We start from the raw sequence: 17,734 nt of genomic DNA on the forward strand, positions 1-17,734 counted from the left end.
TTAATTTATGTCAAAAAAGCAAAATTTGAACCTTAAATTCAATAAAATAAAAAAATAAGAGCTTCTAATTTGTTATCTTATAACCTTTTACGTCAATTTGTTATATTTTTCTCTTTTTAAAGTGAAAAACAAAATAAATTCACACAAATACGATTATATGTTATTTATGAGACAAAATTAAATATTAATTTTCAGATAGAATTTTTTATTCGGGATTTTATGATTTTTGCTTCAAAATAGTAACAAATAAGGTCAACCAAGCGAAAATTAATAGCATTCCGCCTAAAGGTGTTGCGAATCCTATAAATTTAAAATCGAATAAAGTGAAGTTTTTTGTGGCCAATAAATAAATCGAACCGCTAAAAAGAATAACACCTCCAAGAACCAAATTATAAATTGTTTTTAAGGTTTTTTCTGCAATATCTTTTCTGGTCGAAACAAAAAATAAAAAGAAAGCATGATACATTTGATAACGAACTCCAACTTCAAAAGTATTTAGTTCTTCTACAGATAAATATTTTTTTAATAAATGAGCTCCAAAAGCGCCTAAAATAATAGCTAACATTCCGATAAAAGCTCCCGTCAAAACTATTCTTCTTTTCATGTTTTTGTTTTCTAATTACTATGCAAAAATACTCAATACAATTAAAAAAAAGCGTTTGCTTTTTGCCAAAAAATAGTTCAAAAACTTAAATATTTACATTTTAACTTATTTCAAAAATAAATTACATTTTTTCTTATTTCACATTGTTATATTTATAACATTTTAATATATTTGTGTTATAAATATAAAATATGAGAAGCATATTAATTTTTGGAGCGGGGCGCTCAGCGTCGTCATTGATTCGTTATTTACTTTCAAAATCGGAGAGCGAAAACCTTCATTTGGTTGTTGCGGATCTCTCTTTGGCTTTGGCCGAAAAAAAGACACAAAAGCACCCAAATGCAACTCCAATTGCTTTAGATATTTTTAATGCTGAAGAAAGAAAATCGGCAATTGAAAAAGCCTCGATTGTAATTTCAATGCTTCCTGCACATTTGCATATCGAAATTGCAAAAGATTGTCTTCATTTTAAAAAACACCTTGTTACTGCATCTTATATAAGTGATGCCATGCAAGCGCTTGACGAAGAAGCAAAGAAAAACAATTTGATTTTCATGAATGAAATTGGCCTTGATCCTGGAATTGATCATATGAGCGCCATGAAAGTGATTGATGAAATTCGATCAAAAGGTGGCAAAATGCTTTTGTTTGAATCTTTCTGTGGCGGACTAGTAGCACCTGAATCTGACAATAATTTATGGAATTATAAATTTACCTGGGCACCAAGAAATGTGGTTTTGGCTGGACAAGGTGGTGCGGCTAAATTTATTCAGGAGGGCACTTATAAATATATCCCGTACAGCGCCTTGTTCCGCAGAACTGAATTTCTCGAGGTTGAAGGTTATGGGAAATTTGAAGCGTATTCAAACAGAGATTCGCTTAAATACAGATCGGTTTACGGACTTGATGATGTCCTGACTTTATATAGAGGAACAATTCGAAGAGTTGGTTTTTCAAAAGCGTGGAATATGTTTGTTCAACTCGGAATGACGGATGACAGTTATGTTATCGAAGATTCTGAAAACATGAGTTACCGACAATTTATGAATTCGTTTTTGCCTTATCATCCAACGGATTCTGTTGAAATCAAAACAAGATTCATTCTGAAAATTGATCAGGATGATATTATGTGGGACAAACTTTTGGAACTGGATTTATTCAACCCAAATAAAAAAGTGAATCTTCCAAATGCAACTCCAGCTCAAATTTTAGAAAAAATATTGACTGACAGTTGGACTTTGGAAACTGAAGATAAAGACATGATTGTCATGTATCATAAATTCGGTTACGAACTAAACGGCGAGAAGAAACAAATTGACTCAAAAATGGTTTGCATTGGAGATGACCAGACTTACACCGCAATGGCAAAAACTGTTGGTCTGCCAGTAGCTATGGCGACATTATTGATTTTGAACGGAAAAATTACAACTCCAGGCGTTCAACTTCCAATTAAAAAAGAAGTTTACGAACCCATTTTAAATGAATTAGAAGAATACGGCGTAATTTTTAATGAACAAATCGTGCCTTATTTTGGATATAACCCGGACTTGTTTTAGTCCAAGTTTTTTGATTTTATTTTTTAGAATTTTTTTTTAGTTTATTTTATCCGCTTCTTCGATGCAAAAGAAGCGGATTTTTTTTTTTTGAAGGGATAAAGCGACAAAGGTTCAAAGTGACAGAGGTTTTCCTTTTTGGGTTAGACACATTGAAATGCGTCTCTCAAAAAAAACTTTGGATCTTTGAACCTTTGTTTCTCTGAACCTAAAAATTTACTTTTCCGATTGAATAGTTATTGGCAAAGTATAAAGCACACGAACTGGCTGTCCATTTTGAATTCCTGGATTCCATTTTGGAGAAAGTTTTAAAACACGAATTGCTTCATCACCTAATCCCAAACCTAAATCCTTTATTACTTGAAATTCTGAAAGCGAACCGTCTGTTTCAATCATAAATTCTACAATAACTTTTCCTTCAATTTTATCTGCTGGTGATTTAAAATTTTTCCCTACAAATTTGTAGAACTCCAATATTCCGCCTGGAAATTCTGGTTGTCTTTCGACATCTTTAACCACTGCTGTAATTTCTTTTTCCTGCTTTTTTTGAATTTTATTTTTACTTGTGCCTTCACTAGCCATAATTGTTATGGTTCCAGCATCTCGCACTTGATTTTTGCCATACGCTTTATCATAACCTTCAGCAGTAAACAATGTCACTTGAAACCTTTGCGGAAACTTCTTGCTTCTAGCATTTTTATGCACAATACTATTAAAGTAAGAAACAAAATTACTCGCCTGATATTCATTCAACTCTGAATTAGAAACATGTTTTCCATCAATCCAAACAGCATAATTTTCGCTGTTTTTAAAACCTTCATATTCCTTTGAATCCGGAGTTTTTTTTGCAAGTGATGGCGAAGGCGGGATAAGCTTTTTCTCCTGCTCTGTTAATTCAGAATACTTCTTTTCAACAAAAACTTTATTGCTTTTATTTTTGAAAACAAAAGAAGTATTTGCGTAATATTTGTCTGAAGACGAAACATTCTGTGCCTTTTTGTTTTCAACACCCGATTTAGTTTCCTGCGCAATAGTTTCTACACACAAGAGAAACGCTAAACCAATAACAACGGGCAAGGCAGCAATTTTTTTTAGAAACGCTGTGTTTTTTGATGTTCTTTTTTTCATCATAATTAATCGTTTTTTTGTTACTAAATAATTCAAATTACTGGCCAAGTAAATCGTTTGACTTCCATTTGCTTTATTTAAAAGCAGATTTTGATAAAATGGAACATCGTTATAAGTTTTCACAATTTCCTGATCGGCAAGAAATTCATGATTGAGTTGTATTGCTTTTTTATAAAATAAAAAAGTTGGATTAAACCAAAAAACGGTCTTCAAAAACTCTATAAACAAAATATCTAATGTGTGTTTTTGAGTAACATGAACTAGCTCATGCGTGTATAATTCAGCTTCAATATTTTGTTTGTTGTAATCATCAACATTAATAAAAATGTAATTCAGGAAAGTATACGGTAGAATCTTTTCTTCAACCAAAATCAATTTTGAATTTTTAAAATCGACTACAGGATTACTGCTAATTTTAGACGTGAAATTTTTAATGTTTCTTCCAAATCTTAGTGCCAATATTAAAGTCACTAATGCATATAAACTCCATAAGAAAATCAATTTATAATTGGTTTCCTCGACAACATTTTGCATCTGAATTATTGGCTGATTTACAACTTGCAAATTCGAAGAATTTACCGGAATTTCTTTGATTACTTCAAATGAAACAAACGGAATAATTAATGAAATTACGATTGAAAAAAGTAAATAAAATCTATTAAACTGATGCATTTTCTCTCTTTCTAATACCAAATGATAAAAGACAAGAAAGACGCTTAAAGCCACGGTTGATTTTATAAGAAAGTCTGTCATTTTTTCTTTTTTTGAAGTTTAAAATCCATTCATTAACTGAATTCCCAAATATTGTATGCTAATGATGCGATAGAAATATTTAATTGTCTAATTCAATAGCAATTGCATGTCTTTTTGCAGACGTCTATAATTTTATGAATTCAACTATTTTATTTGCAATTTCATTTTGTCCATTTTCGCTAACCAGATAATTTCTGTCGTTATCATTTGTTAAATAGCCAATTTCTACTAATAATGCAGGGCATTTTGAGTTTTTAAGCACATAATAGTTTGCATCTTTAACCTCTCCTTTAGCAAGTTTTTCGCTTGAGATTTTATCAACTAAATTTTTAGCATTCTCCTTTGATTTTTCGTAAAACTCATTTTGTTTTGAAACATATGCATTTACTCCATTCTCATTCAGATTTTTTGAACTATTTACATGTAAAGAAATTACCAAGTTTGGGTTTATCTTGTTTATTTTCGATACTCTTTCACTTAACTGCACAAAACTATCGTCGTTTCTAAGCAAAATAATTTCAATTTCATCTTTGCCATTCAGCTCGCTTATTTTTTTGGCAATATTTTCCACAATTTTCTTTTCTTGCTCCGCACCTATTTGTGCTCCAGCATCTTCTCCGCCATGTCCAGCGTCAATTACTATAGTCTTTTTGCTGCCCAATGGTAATGGTTTGAAAGCAAATAATAAGAATAACATCAGAATACCTGAAACAGCTAAAGATTTCATTATTAAAACTCTTGTTTTTGAAGTGATTTTTGTCATCATGATAAGTCGTTTTTTTGTTGATAAAAAATTTAAATTACTAGTTAGATAAATGGGCTGCGAAGTACTTAATTTATTGAGCAAAAGCTTTTGATATAAACAAACATCATTGTGGGCCATTATTACATTTTCATCTGCCAAAAACTCATGATTAAGCTGAATGGCTTTTTTGTAGAAAATAAAAATAGGATTGAACCAAAACAACGTTTTCAAAATTTCTATAAAAATCACATCAAGAGTATGTTTTTGCTTTACATGTGCAATTTCATGCGTAAACAATTCTTGTTCAACTAATCCATTTTCAAAATCTTTTTGATTTATGTAAATGGAATTCCAAAAAGAATAAGGCAAAGTTTCCTCTAAGAGCAAAACCATTCTTATGCCTTTATAAATAGTGATTTTAGACACTTTAGCCTTTGATGTGATTCTATAAATATTTCGGATAAATCGATAGCTCAGTGTTAAAGTAATCGCGATATAAGTTATCCATAATAAATAAACCCAATAACTAATTTGTTCTTCTATTTTTGTGCTTGTCACTTCTTCCTCAATTGGAAGAGCTTTTGCCGTTATAGTCTGAAACTTAATTACATTATTGTACGCAATAGGAATATCTTGTTGAATTTCAAAAGACATAAAAGACACTACTATTGAAAAAAGTAAACCAACTAATAAAAAGTATCTGTTGAAGCGAAACATTTTTTCTTTTTGCAAGAATAAATGGTACACAACCAAAAGAATAGTTAAGCTAATCGTTGATTTTATAAGAAAGTCTATCATTTCTTCTTTTTTTGAATTTCCGAGTCGATTATTTTCTTAAGATCTTCTAATTCTGAAGCAGATAGATTTGTTTCGGTTGTAAAAAACGAAGCAAATTGTGATGCCGAGTTATTGAAGAAATTGCTGATCAATCCTTTTACGTGTTTCGAAAAATAATCTGTTTTCTTCACCAAAGGATAATATTCTCTCGAATTCCCGAATTCATTGTAAGCAACAAACTTTTTGTCGATCATTCGTTTCAAAAGCGTTGCAACTGTTGTTGTAGCAGGTTTTGGTTCTGGATATGCTTCAAGCAAATCTTTCATAAAAGCTTTTTCAAGCTTCCATAAATGTTCCATTAATTGTTCTTCTGAGTTTGATAGTTGCATTTTTTTAAGGTTCTAAGGTTCTGAGATACTAAGTTTCTAAGGTTTTCTCTCTTGTTTGTTTTTTCTGAAGAATAAAATATATTCTTTATTCTTTATTCTTTATTCTTTATTCTTTATTCTTTATTCTTTATTCTTTATTCTTTATTCTTTATTCTTTATTCTTTATTCTTTATTCTTTATTCTTTATTCTTTATTCTTTATTCTTTATTCTTTATTCTTTAATATTTTCAAGTTTTTCCAATTCAGGCAATTCTTTTTTATACGCTTCTAAATTCCATTCGATATTCATTTTTACTGCATAATCTGCTATAGGTCCGAGTCCAACTTCAGCGCGCCTTTTGTCGACATTATCTGGATCAATCAGCGGCGATATGTACCATTTATTCGTTTTTTTATTCTTTGCGCTCTGGCTTCCATAAATTTGATGCCTTCCTTCTCTTAAAGCTATTCTATCTTCCAAATAAGCAAGATTTATTGAACTTGCATTGCCATTTTTAACCGCCTGTCTCAACATTGGCAAATACTTTTGCTGGTATTTTAAATTAGAATGCTGAATAACCAAAAACAAAGTCTTATTTCCCTGAACACCAATAACATTTTTTCCTAACCATCCCCTTGCGTCCAATATTTTCATAACCTTGATAAGATTAATACTGTCCTTTCTTAGCATGATTTTACCAATACTGTCAATTTTCTTCTTATCTGGTTTTGGGGATTTATAAACATTCATAAATTCTCCACGAATTTCCTGATCTTCAATATAAATTTCCGAAAGTTCTTTTTCCAGCTCCTTATCGTAATTTACTCCAATAATCTCTAACTTCTTTTTCAGTTTCTCAATTGTTTTTTCCCATTCTTTTTCTGAATGCAACGTGGTTAAATCTCTTTCAACTTGAAGTTCATCCATGTTTTGAAATCCATTGTCTATAGCCAAATTCAACCATTTAAAAGCCTTTTTGTTTTCTTTTGCCATAGACGCAGAACAGCCTGCATTATAAAAGTTTTTCGCAGATTTTTGTTCCATTTTAAACGCTTTTTCATAAAAAGCAACAGACATTTTATAGTTTTCCTTCCCGTAGCAGGAATCTGCTTTGCGAATCCATTCTTTATAAGCCTGCGCTTTCGCGGAAAGACAAATCATGACAATAAAACTAAAAGCGATTATTTTTTTCATGGTTTAATGTTAGTGCTTTATTTTATTCTTTGTTCTGAGATTAATTCGCCTTTATTATAATTTTTAATGCTTTTCAATTTTCCTGTATCCGAATAGAATTTCCATTCTCCAAAATAAAACCAATGTGTTTCAACCGAATTTGTTTCTAATTTTGTTTTTCCTTTTGATTCTAATTTTCCGTTTTCGTAATAACTTCTTACAATACAGATTCCGTTTTTATATTTCTCTGTTTTGTAGATTTTTCCGTTGATATAGGATTTCCACTTTTTTACCGGAACATCATGTTTGTAATATTCATACGATTTATAAGTCGTGCTGTCTTGTACATAATTATCAATCCAAACACCTTCTTTCTTATGATCAATTTTCTGATTAACCAATTCGCTTTTACAACTTAAAAGCAATAATCCAGATAACAATAATAAAAAATGACTTTTCATAAAAAATGATTATTTCTACACTTATAGATGTTGCTCTACAAATGTAGAAATAAAAATCAAACGTGCAACTTTTATAGTAAAATTTTATTCAATTAAAATTTTACTATTGTTTATCAGGTTCTTGAATAGAAATTGGAAGATGAAATTCAGCCGCTACCACTTTGCCGTTTAGTTTGCCAGGTATCCATTTTTGAGACAACCTTAATACTCTTAAAGCTTCTTCACCAGTGCCGTAACCAAGATCTTTGACAACATGCATATCGGTTAGCGAACCGTCTTTTTGGACTATAAAAGTAACCTTTATGGTTCCTTTTAACACAATTCCGGTTGGCGTTGATGGCACTTTGTAAAAATGTCCGGCAAATTTATAAAACTCCGGCATTCCTCCTGGATAAGTTGGCTTCTCGGTCAAATCTGCTGTTTGATAATAACCTGCTTGGGGTTTTGCTTCTTGCGCAATAGTTCTGAGATTATAAAACAAAATAAAAGCAAAACACAAAACTATTTTTATCTTGGAAACCGAATTTAATTTTGAGATCATAGCGGTATTTTTTTAGTTATTTCCTTATAAAAATAGTAATTTAATTCAAATGTGTTAATTATAATCTTAAGATATTAAGTATCAAAAAACTGAGTGGACAATGTGATCAAAAAATTTAACCGCAAAGAGCGCAAAGTTTTTTCTAAGATTACGACTATAAACGCAAAGTTCGCAAAGCTATACTTGGAAAGCTTTGCGAACTTTTATAAATCTTACTTCAAAAATCTTAGCGAACTTTGCGTAAATCTTAGCGCTCTTTGCGGTTAAACCTTACTTAGAAAGCTCCACAAAATACTTGTAAAACAACGGAATAGTTTCAATTCCTTTCAAGTAATTAAAGATTCCGAAATGTTCGTTTGGCGAGTGAATGGCATCGCTATCCAAACCAAATCCCATAAGGATTGTTTTGCTTTTTAATTCTTTTTCGAACAAAGCCACGATTGGTATACTTCCTCCAGAGCGAACCGGAATTGCAGGGACTCCAAACGTTTCTGTATAAGCTTTATTCGCTGCCTGATATCCGATGCTGTCAATTGGTGTTACATAACCTTGTCCACCGTGATGAGGCGTTACTTTTACCGTAACTCCGGCCGGAGCGATACTTGTAAAATGTTTTGTAAACAATTCTGTGATTTCTTCCCAATCCTGATTTGGAACCAAACGCATTGAGATTTTAGCAAAAGCTTTACTCGCAATAACCGTTTTTGCTCCTTCGCCAGTATAACCGCCCCAAATTCCGTTTACGTCTAATGTTGGACGGATAGAATTGCGTTCGTTTGTTACATAACCTTTTTCGCCGTAAACATCATTTAAGTCTAAGGCTTTTTTATATTTTTCTAAGCTGAAAGGCGCTTTTGCCATTTCGGCTCTTTCTTCTGCAGATAATTCCTGAACTTTATCATAGAATCCCGGAATTGTAATATGATTGTCTTCGTCGTGAAGCGAAGCGATCATTTTTGCCAAAATATTAATTGGATTCGCTACTGCTCCTCCGTATAAACCTGAATGCAAATCGCGGTTTGGACCTGTAACTTCTACCTCAACATAACTCAAACCTCTTAAACCTGTCGTAATTGATGGTTGTTGGTTTGAAATCATTCCGGTATCAGAAATTAGGATAACGTCGTTTTTCAGTTTTTCCTGATTGCGTTCTACGAACCAAGCCAAACTTGCAGAACCTACTTCTTCCTCGCCTTCGATCATGAATTTTACGTTACAAGGCAAAGTGTTGCTTTGCACCATTAATTCAAGCGCTTTTACGTGCATGTACATCTGACCTTTGTCGTCACACGCTCCACGTGCGAAGATTGCGCCTTCTGGATGAATGTCTGTAGTTTTTATAACAGGTTCAAAAGGTGGTGAAGTCCATAATTCTAATGGATCTGGCGGTTGAACATCGTAGTGTCCGTAAACTAAAACCGTTGGAAGATTTGGATCTATTATTTTCTCTCCGTAGATAATTGGATAACCTGGAGTGTCGCAAGTTTCGACATAATCGCAGCCTGCTTTTGATAAACTTTCTTTTACAGCCTCTGCTGTGTCAATAACATCTTGAGAATATGCAGTGTCAGCACTTACCGACGGAATCTTTAATAATTCGATCAATTCATTGATAAACCGATCTTTATGTTGTTGAACGTAGGACTTAATATTTTCCATTTAAATTATTTTTATAGAAACCCAAAAGTACAAAAAAGAGAATTAATAATTTTTTTGAAATTTTTCTTTGAATATTCGAAAGTATGCTTATCTTTGCACCCACAATTACGCGGATATGGTGAAATTGGTAGACATGCCAGACTTAGGATCTGGTGCCGCAAGGCGTGTAGGTTCGAGTCCTATTATCCGCACTAAAACAAAGCTTCTGAAAATTTTTTCAGGAGCTTTTTTTTTTAATACCTTGTCCACAATTCGTCAATAATTAAAAAAACTAAAGACAAAATGCCTATTAGTTTCGAAAACAATTTATATTTGATGGTCTTTACAATATCATGTGTCATCAAAAATAAATTGGCTATCATATTATTTTATTTTAAAAAAAAACATACACTAAAAAATACAATTGTACAAATAATCTTATTTTTTATTTTTTTTTAATTAAAAAAATCTTACTTTTGAGTATACATTAAACTTAATTTTAAATTTTTTTTATGATTCCACAGTTACTCAACGCTAAGAAAATTATTAATCTTACGAAAAATGCTATATTACCAGCTTTAGTTTTAATTACAACATTTACAAGTTGCGATAATGACAATCAAATCGAATACACAAACAAACAAGTTAATTCAGAAAACCAAATTAAAATTTTAGCTGAAACTTATGGTTACACCATAGAGAACTCAAATATTAAAAAGCCAAGCTATAAAGCGGCAAATTCAAAAGAACTTGAAGCTACATTAAAATCACTCAAAACTAATTTTGAAAGCTCTAAAATGATAAGCTCAAATGGAGTTTCTATAGAAGATAATTTAGGATCTCAAAAATGGAGACAAATATTATACAATAATTTAAAAAACAAAAAAGCTAGTAAAAACGCTTTAACCAATGATGACCCACCATACAAATATTCCTCAACACTATATTTTGACAACACTTTTCCTGCAGCTAATATTGCTGTTCGAGTCGATTATAATCTAGACGCTAATGGTAATATTAGCGGATCCTCTGTGACAACTTACAAATATGGTATTGATATGGCAGGAGATTACTCTCAGACAACAGTAAACATAAGTACCTATGGCAATACGATTGTTTTTGAAGCGGTTGGTCAATTTTCAAATTCATTAGGCATCGGCTCATTTACCCTTAATAACACAAATAATGTAACATATACTGGATATCTTCAAACAAATAAGTTTGGTGGTGGAAGCCCTACGATGCAAATTTGGCAAGAACCATATATGGGACCACGTGGTAATGACGATCAAAACACACCTAAAAATCAATAATTCTTTTTATTATGAATAAAAACCAAAATCATATAAGGTTCTTTTTGAGAATAATCGGTACAATATCCATTACGATTTTTTTTATTTCAAAAATATTTGAAATAGATAACAAACTGACTGACGGTTTATTGATTTTAAGCGTGTCATGTTTTTCAATAATTATACTATACACTTTAATAAAGTACTTAAAAAACAATTACTTTGTTAAATAAAAACATATAATGATTTTTCCCATTTGCATTCTAATTTTTCATCCATAACAATCCCGATGCGAAAGGATTTACAGATTGAAAAGATTTTTTAAATGTTCTTAAAAAAGTAAAACAATAAATAATTATTGTTTTACTTTTTTTTCATATATACTACTCACGGTGAAAAAATGAAGAGATGTGACAAAGACTTCGGCCAAAGCCTTTTCCATTTTCAAACACAAAAAAACCTCCAGCTAAAGCTGAAGGCAATTCATTTAACTTTATTATTCAATGAAGTAAATCCATCTAGTTTGTCATTCCGAGGAACGAGGAATCTTCGCGAGTAGCTCTACAAAGATTATCGATTTAGATTGTGGAGTTTCTCACGAAGATTCCTCGTTCCTCGGAATGACAAAAAAATGACGATTCTGATTCCGAAGATGGATTAAAATCAATCCCTACATAATGTTCCGTTCCTTCGGAACTTTTTTTTAAATTTCAAAACAAAAAAACCAGAACTCCGCATTTTTATATTATTCGATATAATTATTTTTACTTTTTAAAAATGTCAATCAAACGAATATTTCGTTCCAAACTTATAATCATGTTCAAAAAATCAACTTTTGCTTTTGCTTTACTTTTTATTCTAAATTCATGTCTTGTTCAGCAAAAAAGTTTAGAAATAAACGATTGGTATGCTTTTACTAAATCTAATACCGCACAACAAGAGCCTTCACAAGTATATGAATTTACAGATGGAATGATTCGCATGCACGGAGAAGATCCAAGTTGTTTGATGACCAAAAAAAGCTATAAAAACTTTGAGCTTGCGCTTGAATACAGATGGAATCTTGACGAGAAATACAAAATGAAAGGCGTGAAAAACAGCGGCGTGATGTATAATATTCCGTTAGATGCTTCGGACAGAATTTGGCCAAAAGGAATTCAATTTCAAATAAAAGAAAAAACTACCGGAGATTTTATCTTTTTGGATAACGTAACAGCAAAAGTAAATGGAAAATTAGTTGAAGCAGGTGCAAGTGTGGTTTCTCCTAAGTTTTTAGAAAATGAGAATCCGTATGGCGAATGGAATTTGGTTGTTATTAAATCTTTCAACGGAAAAATAAAGCAATATTTAAACGGAAAATTAGTAAACGAATGCACAGAAGCTTCTGCAACTGAAGGCAAAATATCCTTAAATTACGAGCGTTCGCCGATTGATTTTAGAAATATCCAGATAAAAAATATCTCTAAATAAATTTAAACAAAAAAATTCTTCCCAATTCTACGCAACCATTTTGATATTCAAACATCTATTAAAAAAAGATTGTTATGAAAAAAATGATTTGCTTCTTGATTTTGACTTTAGGAATTCTGGCTTGTTCTTCAGAAGAAAGTACCTCTGCAGACGACAGTTTTCGCATAAAATTTTACAACAAAACCGGCTCGGATATTGATTCCTTGATTATAGCCAAAAATTTTATTGGTCATTTAAAAAACGAAAACTCGACAACTTTCCTTAATTTCAAAAAAATGAACTTTGGCGGCGATCAAACATTTCGGGAAATAAGTGGCATCTCAAACAACAAAAAATTAAAGGAACTTCCTTCAGTGGCAGCAGCTTGGAACTGGTGCGGCACAATGGATATTAATACTCCAATTAAAAGGAGATATTTTTTTGATATTAAAACAACAACCAACAAAGACGGAAGTACTAGCCTTTTTTTAGTAGAGCGTTACTCAACATCATTTTAGAAGGAAAATTAAAAAAATTGTTATGAAAAAATTGATCTGTTTCTTGATTCTGACTTTAGGAATTTTGGCTTGTTCATCAGAAGAAAATACGCGTGCAGAAGGAAATTTTGAATTCATTATTCCATATACAACTCAAATAACGGTTGGTGGCGTAGTTGGGATTCAGGATAGAACCTTTAAAGCTGGCGAAACTTTCAGCGGAATCGATGAAGGAGATGGAAATGTAACAATCAGAATTGCTGAACATTCTGTATTAAATGATAATTGTCCAAGTAATACTTGTTATCAGGAATTTCTAAGCGTTCCGAGAAAGTATTTGAAATTGAAGAAATAAATCCACATAAAAAATCTCTATTAAAAACTGCAAATAATTCAAAAACTCGCTTAAATCTTTTTTGTGTTTCATTGTTTAAAATATTCTTATTTTTGAGGTTATAAAAACTTAATTATCAATATTTTAATTGTTTTACATTTCAAACAAATCCAATTAAAACACATGAAAAAAAAGAAATTATTAGTTTTAATTTTAGGAATTATTGTCGTTTTCTTCTTTTCAAAAATAATAAGAAATTTTACTGTCGAGCAAGAAATCCAAATTCTTAAATCGGAACATTTTGTTGTTTCCTACAGCGGAATTTATAAAAGTGACGCTGAAAAAATCAGCAAAAATCTTGAAAACAATTATGCAAAAATCAGAACTGATTTAAAAGATGTAAAACATGAATTGATAAAAGTTTATGTTTATGGTTCTCATCAAAAATTTAGCCTTGCCACTGGTTTAAACGGAAACGTAAACGGTACCAGCCGTGGACCAAATGAATTTCATTTTGTTTGGACAAACTGGTTTAATTCTGTTTTTCCAGACGATCCTCTTAAAACTGCTGTTCATGAATTTACGCATTGTGTTCAATTAAATATATTAATCGACAAGGCAAAAGAAACGATTATCACACAAGACCGACTTACTTTTGACAAGAAATTTGATAAAAAGTTTGGAGCCGAATATCCGCGTTGGCTTTGGGAATCGATCAGTATTTTTGAAGCAGGAGAAGTGAATTCACTAAGCGTAAAATATACCAAAGGCAAAAATCTGACTTTAGAAGAACTAAATCACAGCAATCAGATTTACAATATTGGTTATACCATAATTGAATATCTTACCAAAAAATGGGGAAAAGATATACTGCCAAAATTGATTGCTTCATTTGGGAATATCGAAAAAACATTGAATATAAAACCCGAAGAATTTGAAAAAGGCTGGATTGCTTTTTTGGAGGAAAATTATTAAAAAACTTTGCGACGCTGCGACTTTTCGAGAGATTTATAAGTACAAAAAATTACATACTTTAAAAATTAATCTCGCAAAGTCGCAGCGTCGCAAAGTTTAAAATATTAATTACTTTTTATCCAAAAGCTCAAGAATTTTATCCACATTCACTTCGCTGTAATCATTAATATAAAAATCACATGGCGGAAGCTGTTCTTTTGTATGTGAACTCAAAACGCCAACCACTTTCATTCCTGCATTTAATCCTGCTGTAACTCCCGAAAAAGAATCTTCGAAAACCACACAATCCGACGGTGAAACTCCAACACGCTCAGCCGATTTTAGATAAACTTCCGGATTTGGTTTATGAAACGTAACGTCTTCACTTGACATCATCGAATCCATTTTTTCACCTAGTTTCAAAGCATTCGCAATTAAATCCAAATTGGCACGTGGAGCAGATGTTCCAACAGCTGTTTTAAATCCGCGGGATTTTAACTCGTTTAAAAACTCCAAATAATGCGGAATCGTTTCGACTTTGTCTTTATAAATCTCACGAAACATCGCTTCTTTTTCGTCTTCAAGTTTTGTCAATTCTTCTCCTGTAATTGGACGTTTGAAGAAATGTGTCATGATATATCCGTTATGTTTTCCGTACATATGTTCTTCAAATTCTTTTTCTGAATGAGGAATCTGGTATTTGTCAAAGAATGCTTGAAAAGCTTTTGCATGATCGGGATTGGTATGGCAAATAACGCCGTCCATATCAAAAATTACACATTGCTGGCTCATATATTTATTTTATTTTTTTAACGGTTGCAAGATACTTATTTTCTGTGGGGTCACGGCAGGTTTCTCGCGGAGTTTTTTTTGAATCTCGCAATCCCGATAGCTATCGGGATAAAAAGATTTAAGCAGATTTGCTCAGATTTTTTATTTCTTAAATCTTATAATCTATAGCTGATTTTTTTGACTCATTCAATAAACATAAAAGTTATGACAGATAACAGAAAAAGTCGTTATTTGCACCCATATTTTAAATCGTAAAACGACTCAGAAAAGTAACCCCAAATAAAACAGTACAATGCTTTTTAACTCGATTGATTTCGCGATATTCTTGCCTATAATATTTATCCTTTATTGGCTTATTGGCAAAAAATCACTTCAGTATCAAAACATTTTACTATTGGTTTCCAGTTATTTCTTTTATGCTTTCTGGGATTGGCGTTTTTTATTTCTTTTAGTATTTTCGACGCTGCTAGATTATTTTACAGGATTAAAAATGCAAAACACATCGAATTCTGTCACAAAAAGAAATTGGTTTTGGATCAGTGTTTCGATCAATTTAGGCTTTTTGGGTATCTTTAAATATTATAACTTTTTTGCTGATTCCTTCGCCAGAGCAATTTCACATTTTGGACTTCAGGTCAATCCATGGACTTTAAAAGTTATTCTTCCTGTTGGGATTTCGTTTTATACTTTTCACGGCTTATCTTATGTAATTGATATTTATAAAAACCGAATCAAAGCCGAAGAAAGCTTTATCAATTATTCGGTTTTCGTTTCTTTTTTTCCATTATTGGTTGCTGGGCCAATTGAAAGAGCAACGCATCTTCTGCCTCAAATTAAACAAAAAAGAAAATTTGATTATCTACAGGCAATTGACGGGTTACGACAAATTTTGTGGGGATTATTTAAGAAAGTTGTCATTGCAGATTCTTGTGCAGTTTATGCAAATTCTATTTTTAATGATTCTGATGGCTATTCGGGAAGTACACTTTTATTAGGAGCTGTATTCTTTGCTTTTCAAATCTATGGAGATTTCTCAGGCTATTCTGATATCGCATTAGGAGTTGCTCGTCTTTTAGGGATTGATTTACTAAAAAACTTTTCGTTTCCTTATTTTTCAAGAGATATTGCAGAATTTTGGAGACGCTGGCACATATCGCTTTCAAGTTGGTTTAAAGACTATTTGTATATTCCCTTGGGAGGAAGTAAAGGCGGAATGTGGAAAACAATTCGAAATACCTTTATTATTTTTATCGTAAGCGGATTTTGGCATGGCGCAAACTGGACATTTATCGCCTGGGGATTTTTAAATGCTTTATTTATAATGCCTTCGATTATTTTTAAAACAAACAGAAATAATCTTGACATAGCCGCTCAAGGCAAGATACTGCCGAGTTTTAAAGAATTCTTATCCATTCTCATCACTTTTGGATTGACAGTTTTCGCATGGATTTTCTTTAGATCAGAAAGTATACGACATGCGTATCATTTTATTGCTAAAATATTCTCGCAAACACTTTTTACCAAACCGGAAATACTGCCAAAAAAATTGATGCTGATCATACTTCTATTCATGATTATCGAATGGTTAGGCAGAGAAAATGAGTTTGCACTATCTAAATTACCAATCAAGAGCAAAGCAATCCGCTGGGGATTTTATTACATTTTAGTAATTACAATATTATATTTTTCGGGTTCAGAACAACAATTTATTTATTTCCAATTTTAGTTATGCGAAAATTCATTGTAAACAGTATCTTTTTTTTATTTCCTGTGTTTCTGGGCCTCGCATTTATGGAATTATTACTTACCAATATTCCAAATGACTATTTATTCAAAAATAAATATCTGGACGAAAATTCAGGCGAAATTGAAACTTTGATTCTAGGAAGTTCACATACTTATTATGGCGTTGATCCGCAATTTATGAACCACAAAGCCTTTAATAGTGCTGCTATTTCACAATCTTTGGATTACGATTATGAGATTTTAAAAAAATATGAATCAAGGCTTAAAAAACTAAAATACATTATAATTCCTGTCGATTATTTTTCTCTTTTCTCTAAACTGGAAACCGGAATTGAAAGTTGGAGAATCAAAAACTATATTATTTACTATCATATAAATACAGGCAACAATTATAACCGTTCAAATCATTTCGAATTATTTAATGGAAAGATTAGCGACAACATTGAACGCATCAAAGAATACTACATCCATCACAAGGTTAAAAATATTACATGCAATAAATATGGATCGGGCGTAATTTACAGCTCAACCAAGAAAAAAGATTTAGTTGAAACAGGAAAGTCGGCAGCTAAAAGGCACACCCAAAATATACATGACAATTTATATTTTAAAGAAAATACCAAAATCCTTAAAAACATTGTGCAATTAGCCAATTCAAAGAATGCAAAAGTAATTTTCATCACCTGCCCGGCTAATAAAACATATGTTGAAAATTTAAATGCTGCACAACTTTATGCAACCATTAATTTCATAAATCGATTAGTTAAAAGCAGTCCAAATGCATCTTACTACAACTTTTTAACTGATAAATCATTTAACGATGATGATTTTTATGACGCTGATCATTTAAACAAAATCGGAGCTAAAAAACTATCCCTGAAAATTGACAATTTACTAAACGAGAAATAAAACAAGATTCGTTAAATCA

At 31.6% G+C, this 17,734-nt stretch carries 17 protein-coding genes and 1 tRNA gene; 9 read left to right on the top strand and 9 right to left on the bottom strand.

Annotated elements, in window-relative coordinates:
• Positions 1-217: 217 nt before the first annotated feature.
• Positions 218-604, bottom strand: coding sequence for a DUF423 domain-containing protein (locus tag ACNFIH_RS10905; protein WP_035645925.1), 387 nt, complete (start codon positions 602-604; stop codon positions 218-220).
• A 191-nt stretch (positions 605-795) separates the two neighbouring features.
• On the opposite strand from ACNFIH_RS10905, the gene ACNFIH_RS10910 reads away from it, so the two are divergent.
• Positions 796-2,160, top strand: a complete 1,365-nt coding sequence (locus ACNFIH_RS10910) for a saccharopine dehydrogenase family protein (RefSeq protein WP_426486638.1) — start codon at positions 796-798, stop codon at positions 2,158-2,160.
• Positions 2,161-2,373: 213 nt separating this feature from the next.
• On the opposite strand, the gene ACNFIH_RS10915 is transcribed toward ACNFIH_RS10910, so the two are convergent.
• From ACNFIH_RS10915 to ACNFIH_RS10945, 7 genes are all read right to left on the bottom strand, one after another.
• Positions 2,374-4,038 (bottom strand): energy transducer TonB, encoded by a 1,665-nt coding sequence (locus ACNFIH_RS10915; RefSeq protein ID WP_426486639.1) that lies wholly within the window; start codon positions 4,036-4,038, stop codon positions 2,374-2,376.
• Between the two features lie 124 nt (positions 4,039-4,162).
• Positions 4,163-5,581 (bottom strand): N-acetylmuramoyl-L-alanine amidase, encoded by a 1,419-nt coding sequence (locus tag ACNFIH_RS10920; protein WP_426486640.1) that lies wholly within the window; start codon positions 5,579-5,581, stop codon positions 4,163-4,165.
• A complete protein-coding gene (locus ACNFIH_RS10925; RefSeq protein ID WP_035645929.1) occupies positions 5,578-5,949 on the bottom strand; it encodes a BlaI/MecI/CopY family transcriptional regulator in 372 nt (123 codons plus the stop codon). Before ACNFIH_RS10925 ends, ACNFIH_RS10920 begins: the two co-directional genes overlap by 4 nt.
• 211 nt (positions 5,950-6,160) lie before the next feature.
• Positions 6,161-7,123 (bottom strand): DUF6624 domain-containing protein, encoded by a 963-nt coding sequence (locus ACNFIH_RS10930; protein ID WP_426486641.1) that lies wholly within the window; start codon positions 7,121-7,123, stop codon positions 6,161-6,163.
• Between the two features lie 17 nt (positions 7,124-7,140).
• Positions 7,141-7,563 (bottom strand): hypothetical protein, encoded by a 423-nt coding sequence (locus ACNFIH_RS10935; protein ID WP_426486642.1) that lies wholly within the window; start codon positions 7,561-7,563, stop codon positions 7,141-7,143.
• A 103-nt stretch (positions 7,564-7,666) separates the two neighbouring features.
• Positions 7,667-8,104, bottom strand: coding sequence for an energy transducer TonB (locus ACNFIH_RS10940; RefSeq protein ID WP_426486643.1), 438 nt, complete (start codon positions 8,102-8,104; stop codon positions 7,667-7,669).
• Between the two features lie 270 nt (positions 8,105-8,374).
• The gene (locus tag ACNFIH_RS10945) at positions 8,375-9,763 is read right to left on the bottom strand and encodes a dipeptidase (RefSeq protein ID WP_035645934.1); all 1,389 of its coding nucleotides are present in this window, start codon (positions 9,761-9,763) and stop codon (positions 8,375-8,377) included.
• A gap of 109 nt (positions 9,764-9,872) precedes the next feature.
• Here ACNFIH_RS10945 and ACNFIH_RS10950 point away from each other — a divergent pair.
• The 6 genes from ACNFIH_RS10950 (at position 9,873) to ACNFIH_RS10975 (ending at position 14,289) form a co-directional block, all read left to right on the top strand.
• Positions 9,873-9,954 (top strand) — tRNA-Leu (locus ACNFIH_RS10950).
• 300 nt (positions 9,955-10,254) lie between these two features.
• A complete protein-coding gene (locus ACNFIH_RS10955) occupies positions 10,255-11,055 on the top strand; it encodes a hypothetical protein (protein WP_426486644.1) in 801 nt (266 codons plus the stop codon).
• Positions 11,056-11,850: 795 nt separating this feature from the next.
• On the top strand, positions 11,851-12,504 hold the full coding sequence (locus ACNFIH_RS10960) for a 3-keto-disaccharide hydrolase (RefSeq protein ID WP_426486645.1): 654 nt from the start codon (positions 11,851-11,853) through the stop codon (positions 12,502-12,504).
• 74 nt (positions 12,505-12,578) lie between these two features.
• Positions 12,579-13,001, top strand: a complete 423-nt coding sequence (locus ACNFIH_RS10965) for a hypothetical protein (protein ID WP_426486646.1) — start codon at positions 12,579-12,581, stop codon at positions 12,999-13,001.
• Positions 13,002-13,023: 22 nt separating this feature from the next.
• Positions 13,024-13,335, top strand: coding sequence for a hypothetical protein (locus ACNFIH_RS10970; RefSeq protein WP_426486647.1), 312 nt, complete (start codon positions 13,024-13,026; stop codon positions 13,333-13,335).
• Positions 13,336-13,497: 162 nt separating this feature from the next.
• A complete protein-coding gene (locus ACNFIH_RS10975; RefSeq protein ID WP_426486648.1) occupies positions 13,498-14,289 on the top strand; it encodes a DUF6055 domain-containing protein in 792 nt (263 codons plus the stop codon).
• 108 nt (positions 14,290-14,397) lie between these two features.
• Here the strand turns inward: ACNFIH_RS10975 and ACNFIH_RS10980 are convergent, their stop codons facing one another.
• A complete protein-coding gene (locus ACNFIH_RS10980; RefSeq protein ID WP_426486649.1) occupies positions 14,398-15,060 on the bottom strand; it encodes an HAD family hydrolase in 663 nt (220 codons plus the stop codon).
• Between the two features lie 292 nt (positions 15,061-15,352).
• On the opposite strand from ACNFIH_RS10980, the gene ACNFIH_RS10985 reads away from it, so the two are divergent.
• Together ACNFIH_RS10985 and ACNFIH_RS10990 are read left to right on the top strand one after the other, a co-directional pair.
• A complete protein-coding gene (locus ACNFIH_RS10985) occupies positions 15,353-16,786 on the top strand; it encodes an MBOAT family O-acyltransferase (protein ID WP_426486650.1) in 1,434 nt (477 codons plus the stop codon).
• 65 nt (positions 16,787-16,851) lie between these two features.
• Positions 16,852-17,715 carry a hypothetical protein gene (locus tag ACNFIH_RS10990; protein ID WP_426486651.1) on the top strand — a complete coding sequence of 288 codons (864 nt, stop codon included), beginning with the start codon at positions 16,852-16,854 and terminating at the stop codon, positions 17,713-17,715.
• Positions 17,716-17,734 lie beyond the last annotated feature (19 nt).

Source organism: Flavobacterium sp. 2, assembly GCF_049949195.1.
Lineage (GTDB): Bacteria > Bacteroidota > Bacteroidia > Flavobacteriales > Flavobacteriaceae > Flavobacterium.

Coding starts and splice junctions, on each gene's coding strand:
- ACNFIH_RS10905 (WP_035645925.1), bottom strand. CDS start 604: ATGAAAAGAAGAATAGTTTTGACGGGAGCTTTTATCGGAATGTTAGCT.
- ACNFIH_RS10910 (WP_426486638.1), top strand. CDS start 796: ATGAGAAGCATATTAATTTTTGGAGCGGGGCGCTCAGCGTCGTCATTG.
- ACNFIH_RS10915 (WP_426486639.1), bottom strand. CDS start 4,038: ATGACAGACTTTCTTATAAAATCAACCGTGGCTTTAAGCGTCTTTCTT.
- ACNFIH_RS10920 (WP_426486640.1), bottom strand. CDS start 5,581: ATGATAGACTTTCTTATAAAATCAACGATTAGCTTAACTATTCTTTTG.
- ACNFIH_RS10925 (WP_035645929.1), bottom strand. CDS start 5,949: ATGCAACTATCAAACTCAGAAGAACAATTAATGGAACATTTATGGAAG.
- ACNFIH_RS10930 (WP_426486641.1), bottom strand. CDS start 7,123: ATGAAAAAAATAATCGCTTTTAGTTTTATTGTCATGATTTGTCTTTCC.
- ACNFIH_RS10935 (WP_426486642.1), bottom strand. CDS start 7,563: ATGAAAAGTCATTTTTTATTATTGTTATCTGGATTATTGCTTTTAAGT.
- ACNFIH_RS10940 (WP_426486643.1), bottom strand. CDS start 8,104: ATGATCTCAAAATTAAATTCGGTTTCCAAGATAAAAATAGTTTTGTGT.
- ACNFIH_RS10945 (WP_035645934.1), bottom strand. CDS start 9,763: ATGGAAAATATTAAGTCCTACGTTCAACAACATAAAGATCGGTTTATC.
- ACNFIH_RS10955 (WP_426486644.1), top strand. CDS start 10,255: ATGATTCCACAGTTACTCAACGCTAAGAAAATTATTAATCTTACGAAA.
- ACNFIH_RS10960 (WP_426486645.1), top strand. CDS start 11,851: ATGTTCAAAAAATCAACTTTTGCTTTTGCTTTACTTTTTATTCTAAAT.
- ACNFIH_RS10965 (WP_426486646.1), top strand. CDS start 12,579: ATGAAAAAAATGATTTGCTTCTTGATTTTGACTTTAGGAATTCTGGCT.
- ACNFIH_RS10970 (WP_426486647.1), top strand. CDS start 13,024: ATGAAAAAATTGATCTGTTTCTTGATTCTGACTTTAGGAATTTTGGCT.
- ACNFIH_RS10975 (WP_426486648.1), top strand. CDS start 13,498: ATGAAAAAAAAGAAATTATTAGTTTTAATTTTAGGAATTATTGTCGTT.
- ACNFIH_RS10980 (WP_426486649.1), bottom strand. CDS start 15,060: ATGAGCCAGCAATGTGTAATTTTTGATATGGACGGCGTTATTTGCCAT.
- ACNFIH_RS10985 (WP_426486650.1), top strand. CDS start 15,353: ATGCTTTTTAACTCGATTGATTTCGCGATATTCTTGCCTATAATATTT.
- ACNFIH_RS10990 (WP_426486651.1), top strand. CDS start 16,852: ATGGAATTATTACTTACCAATATTCCAAATGACTATTTATTCAAAAAT.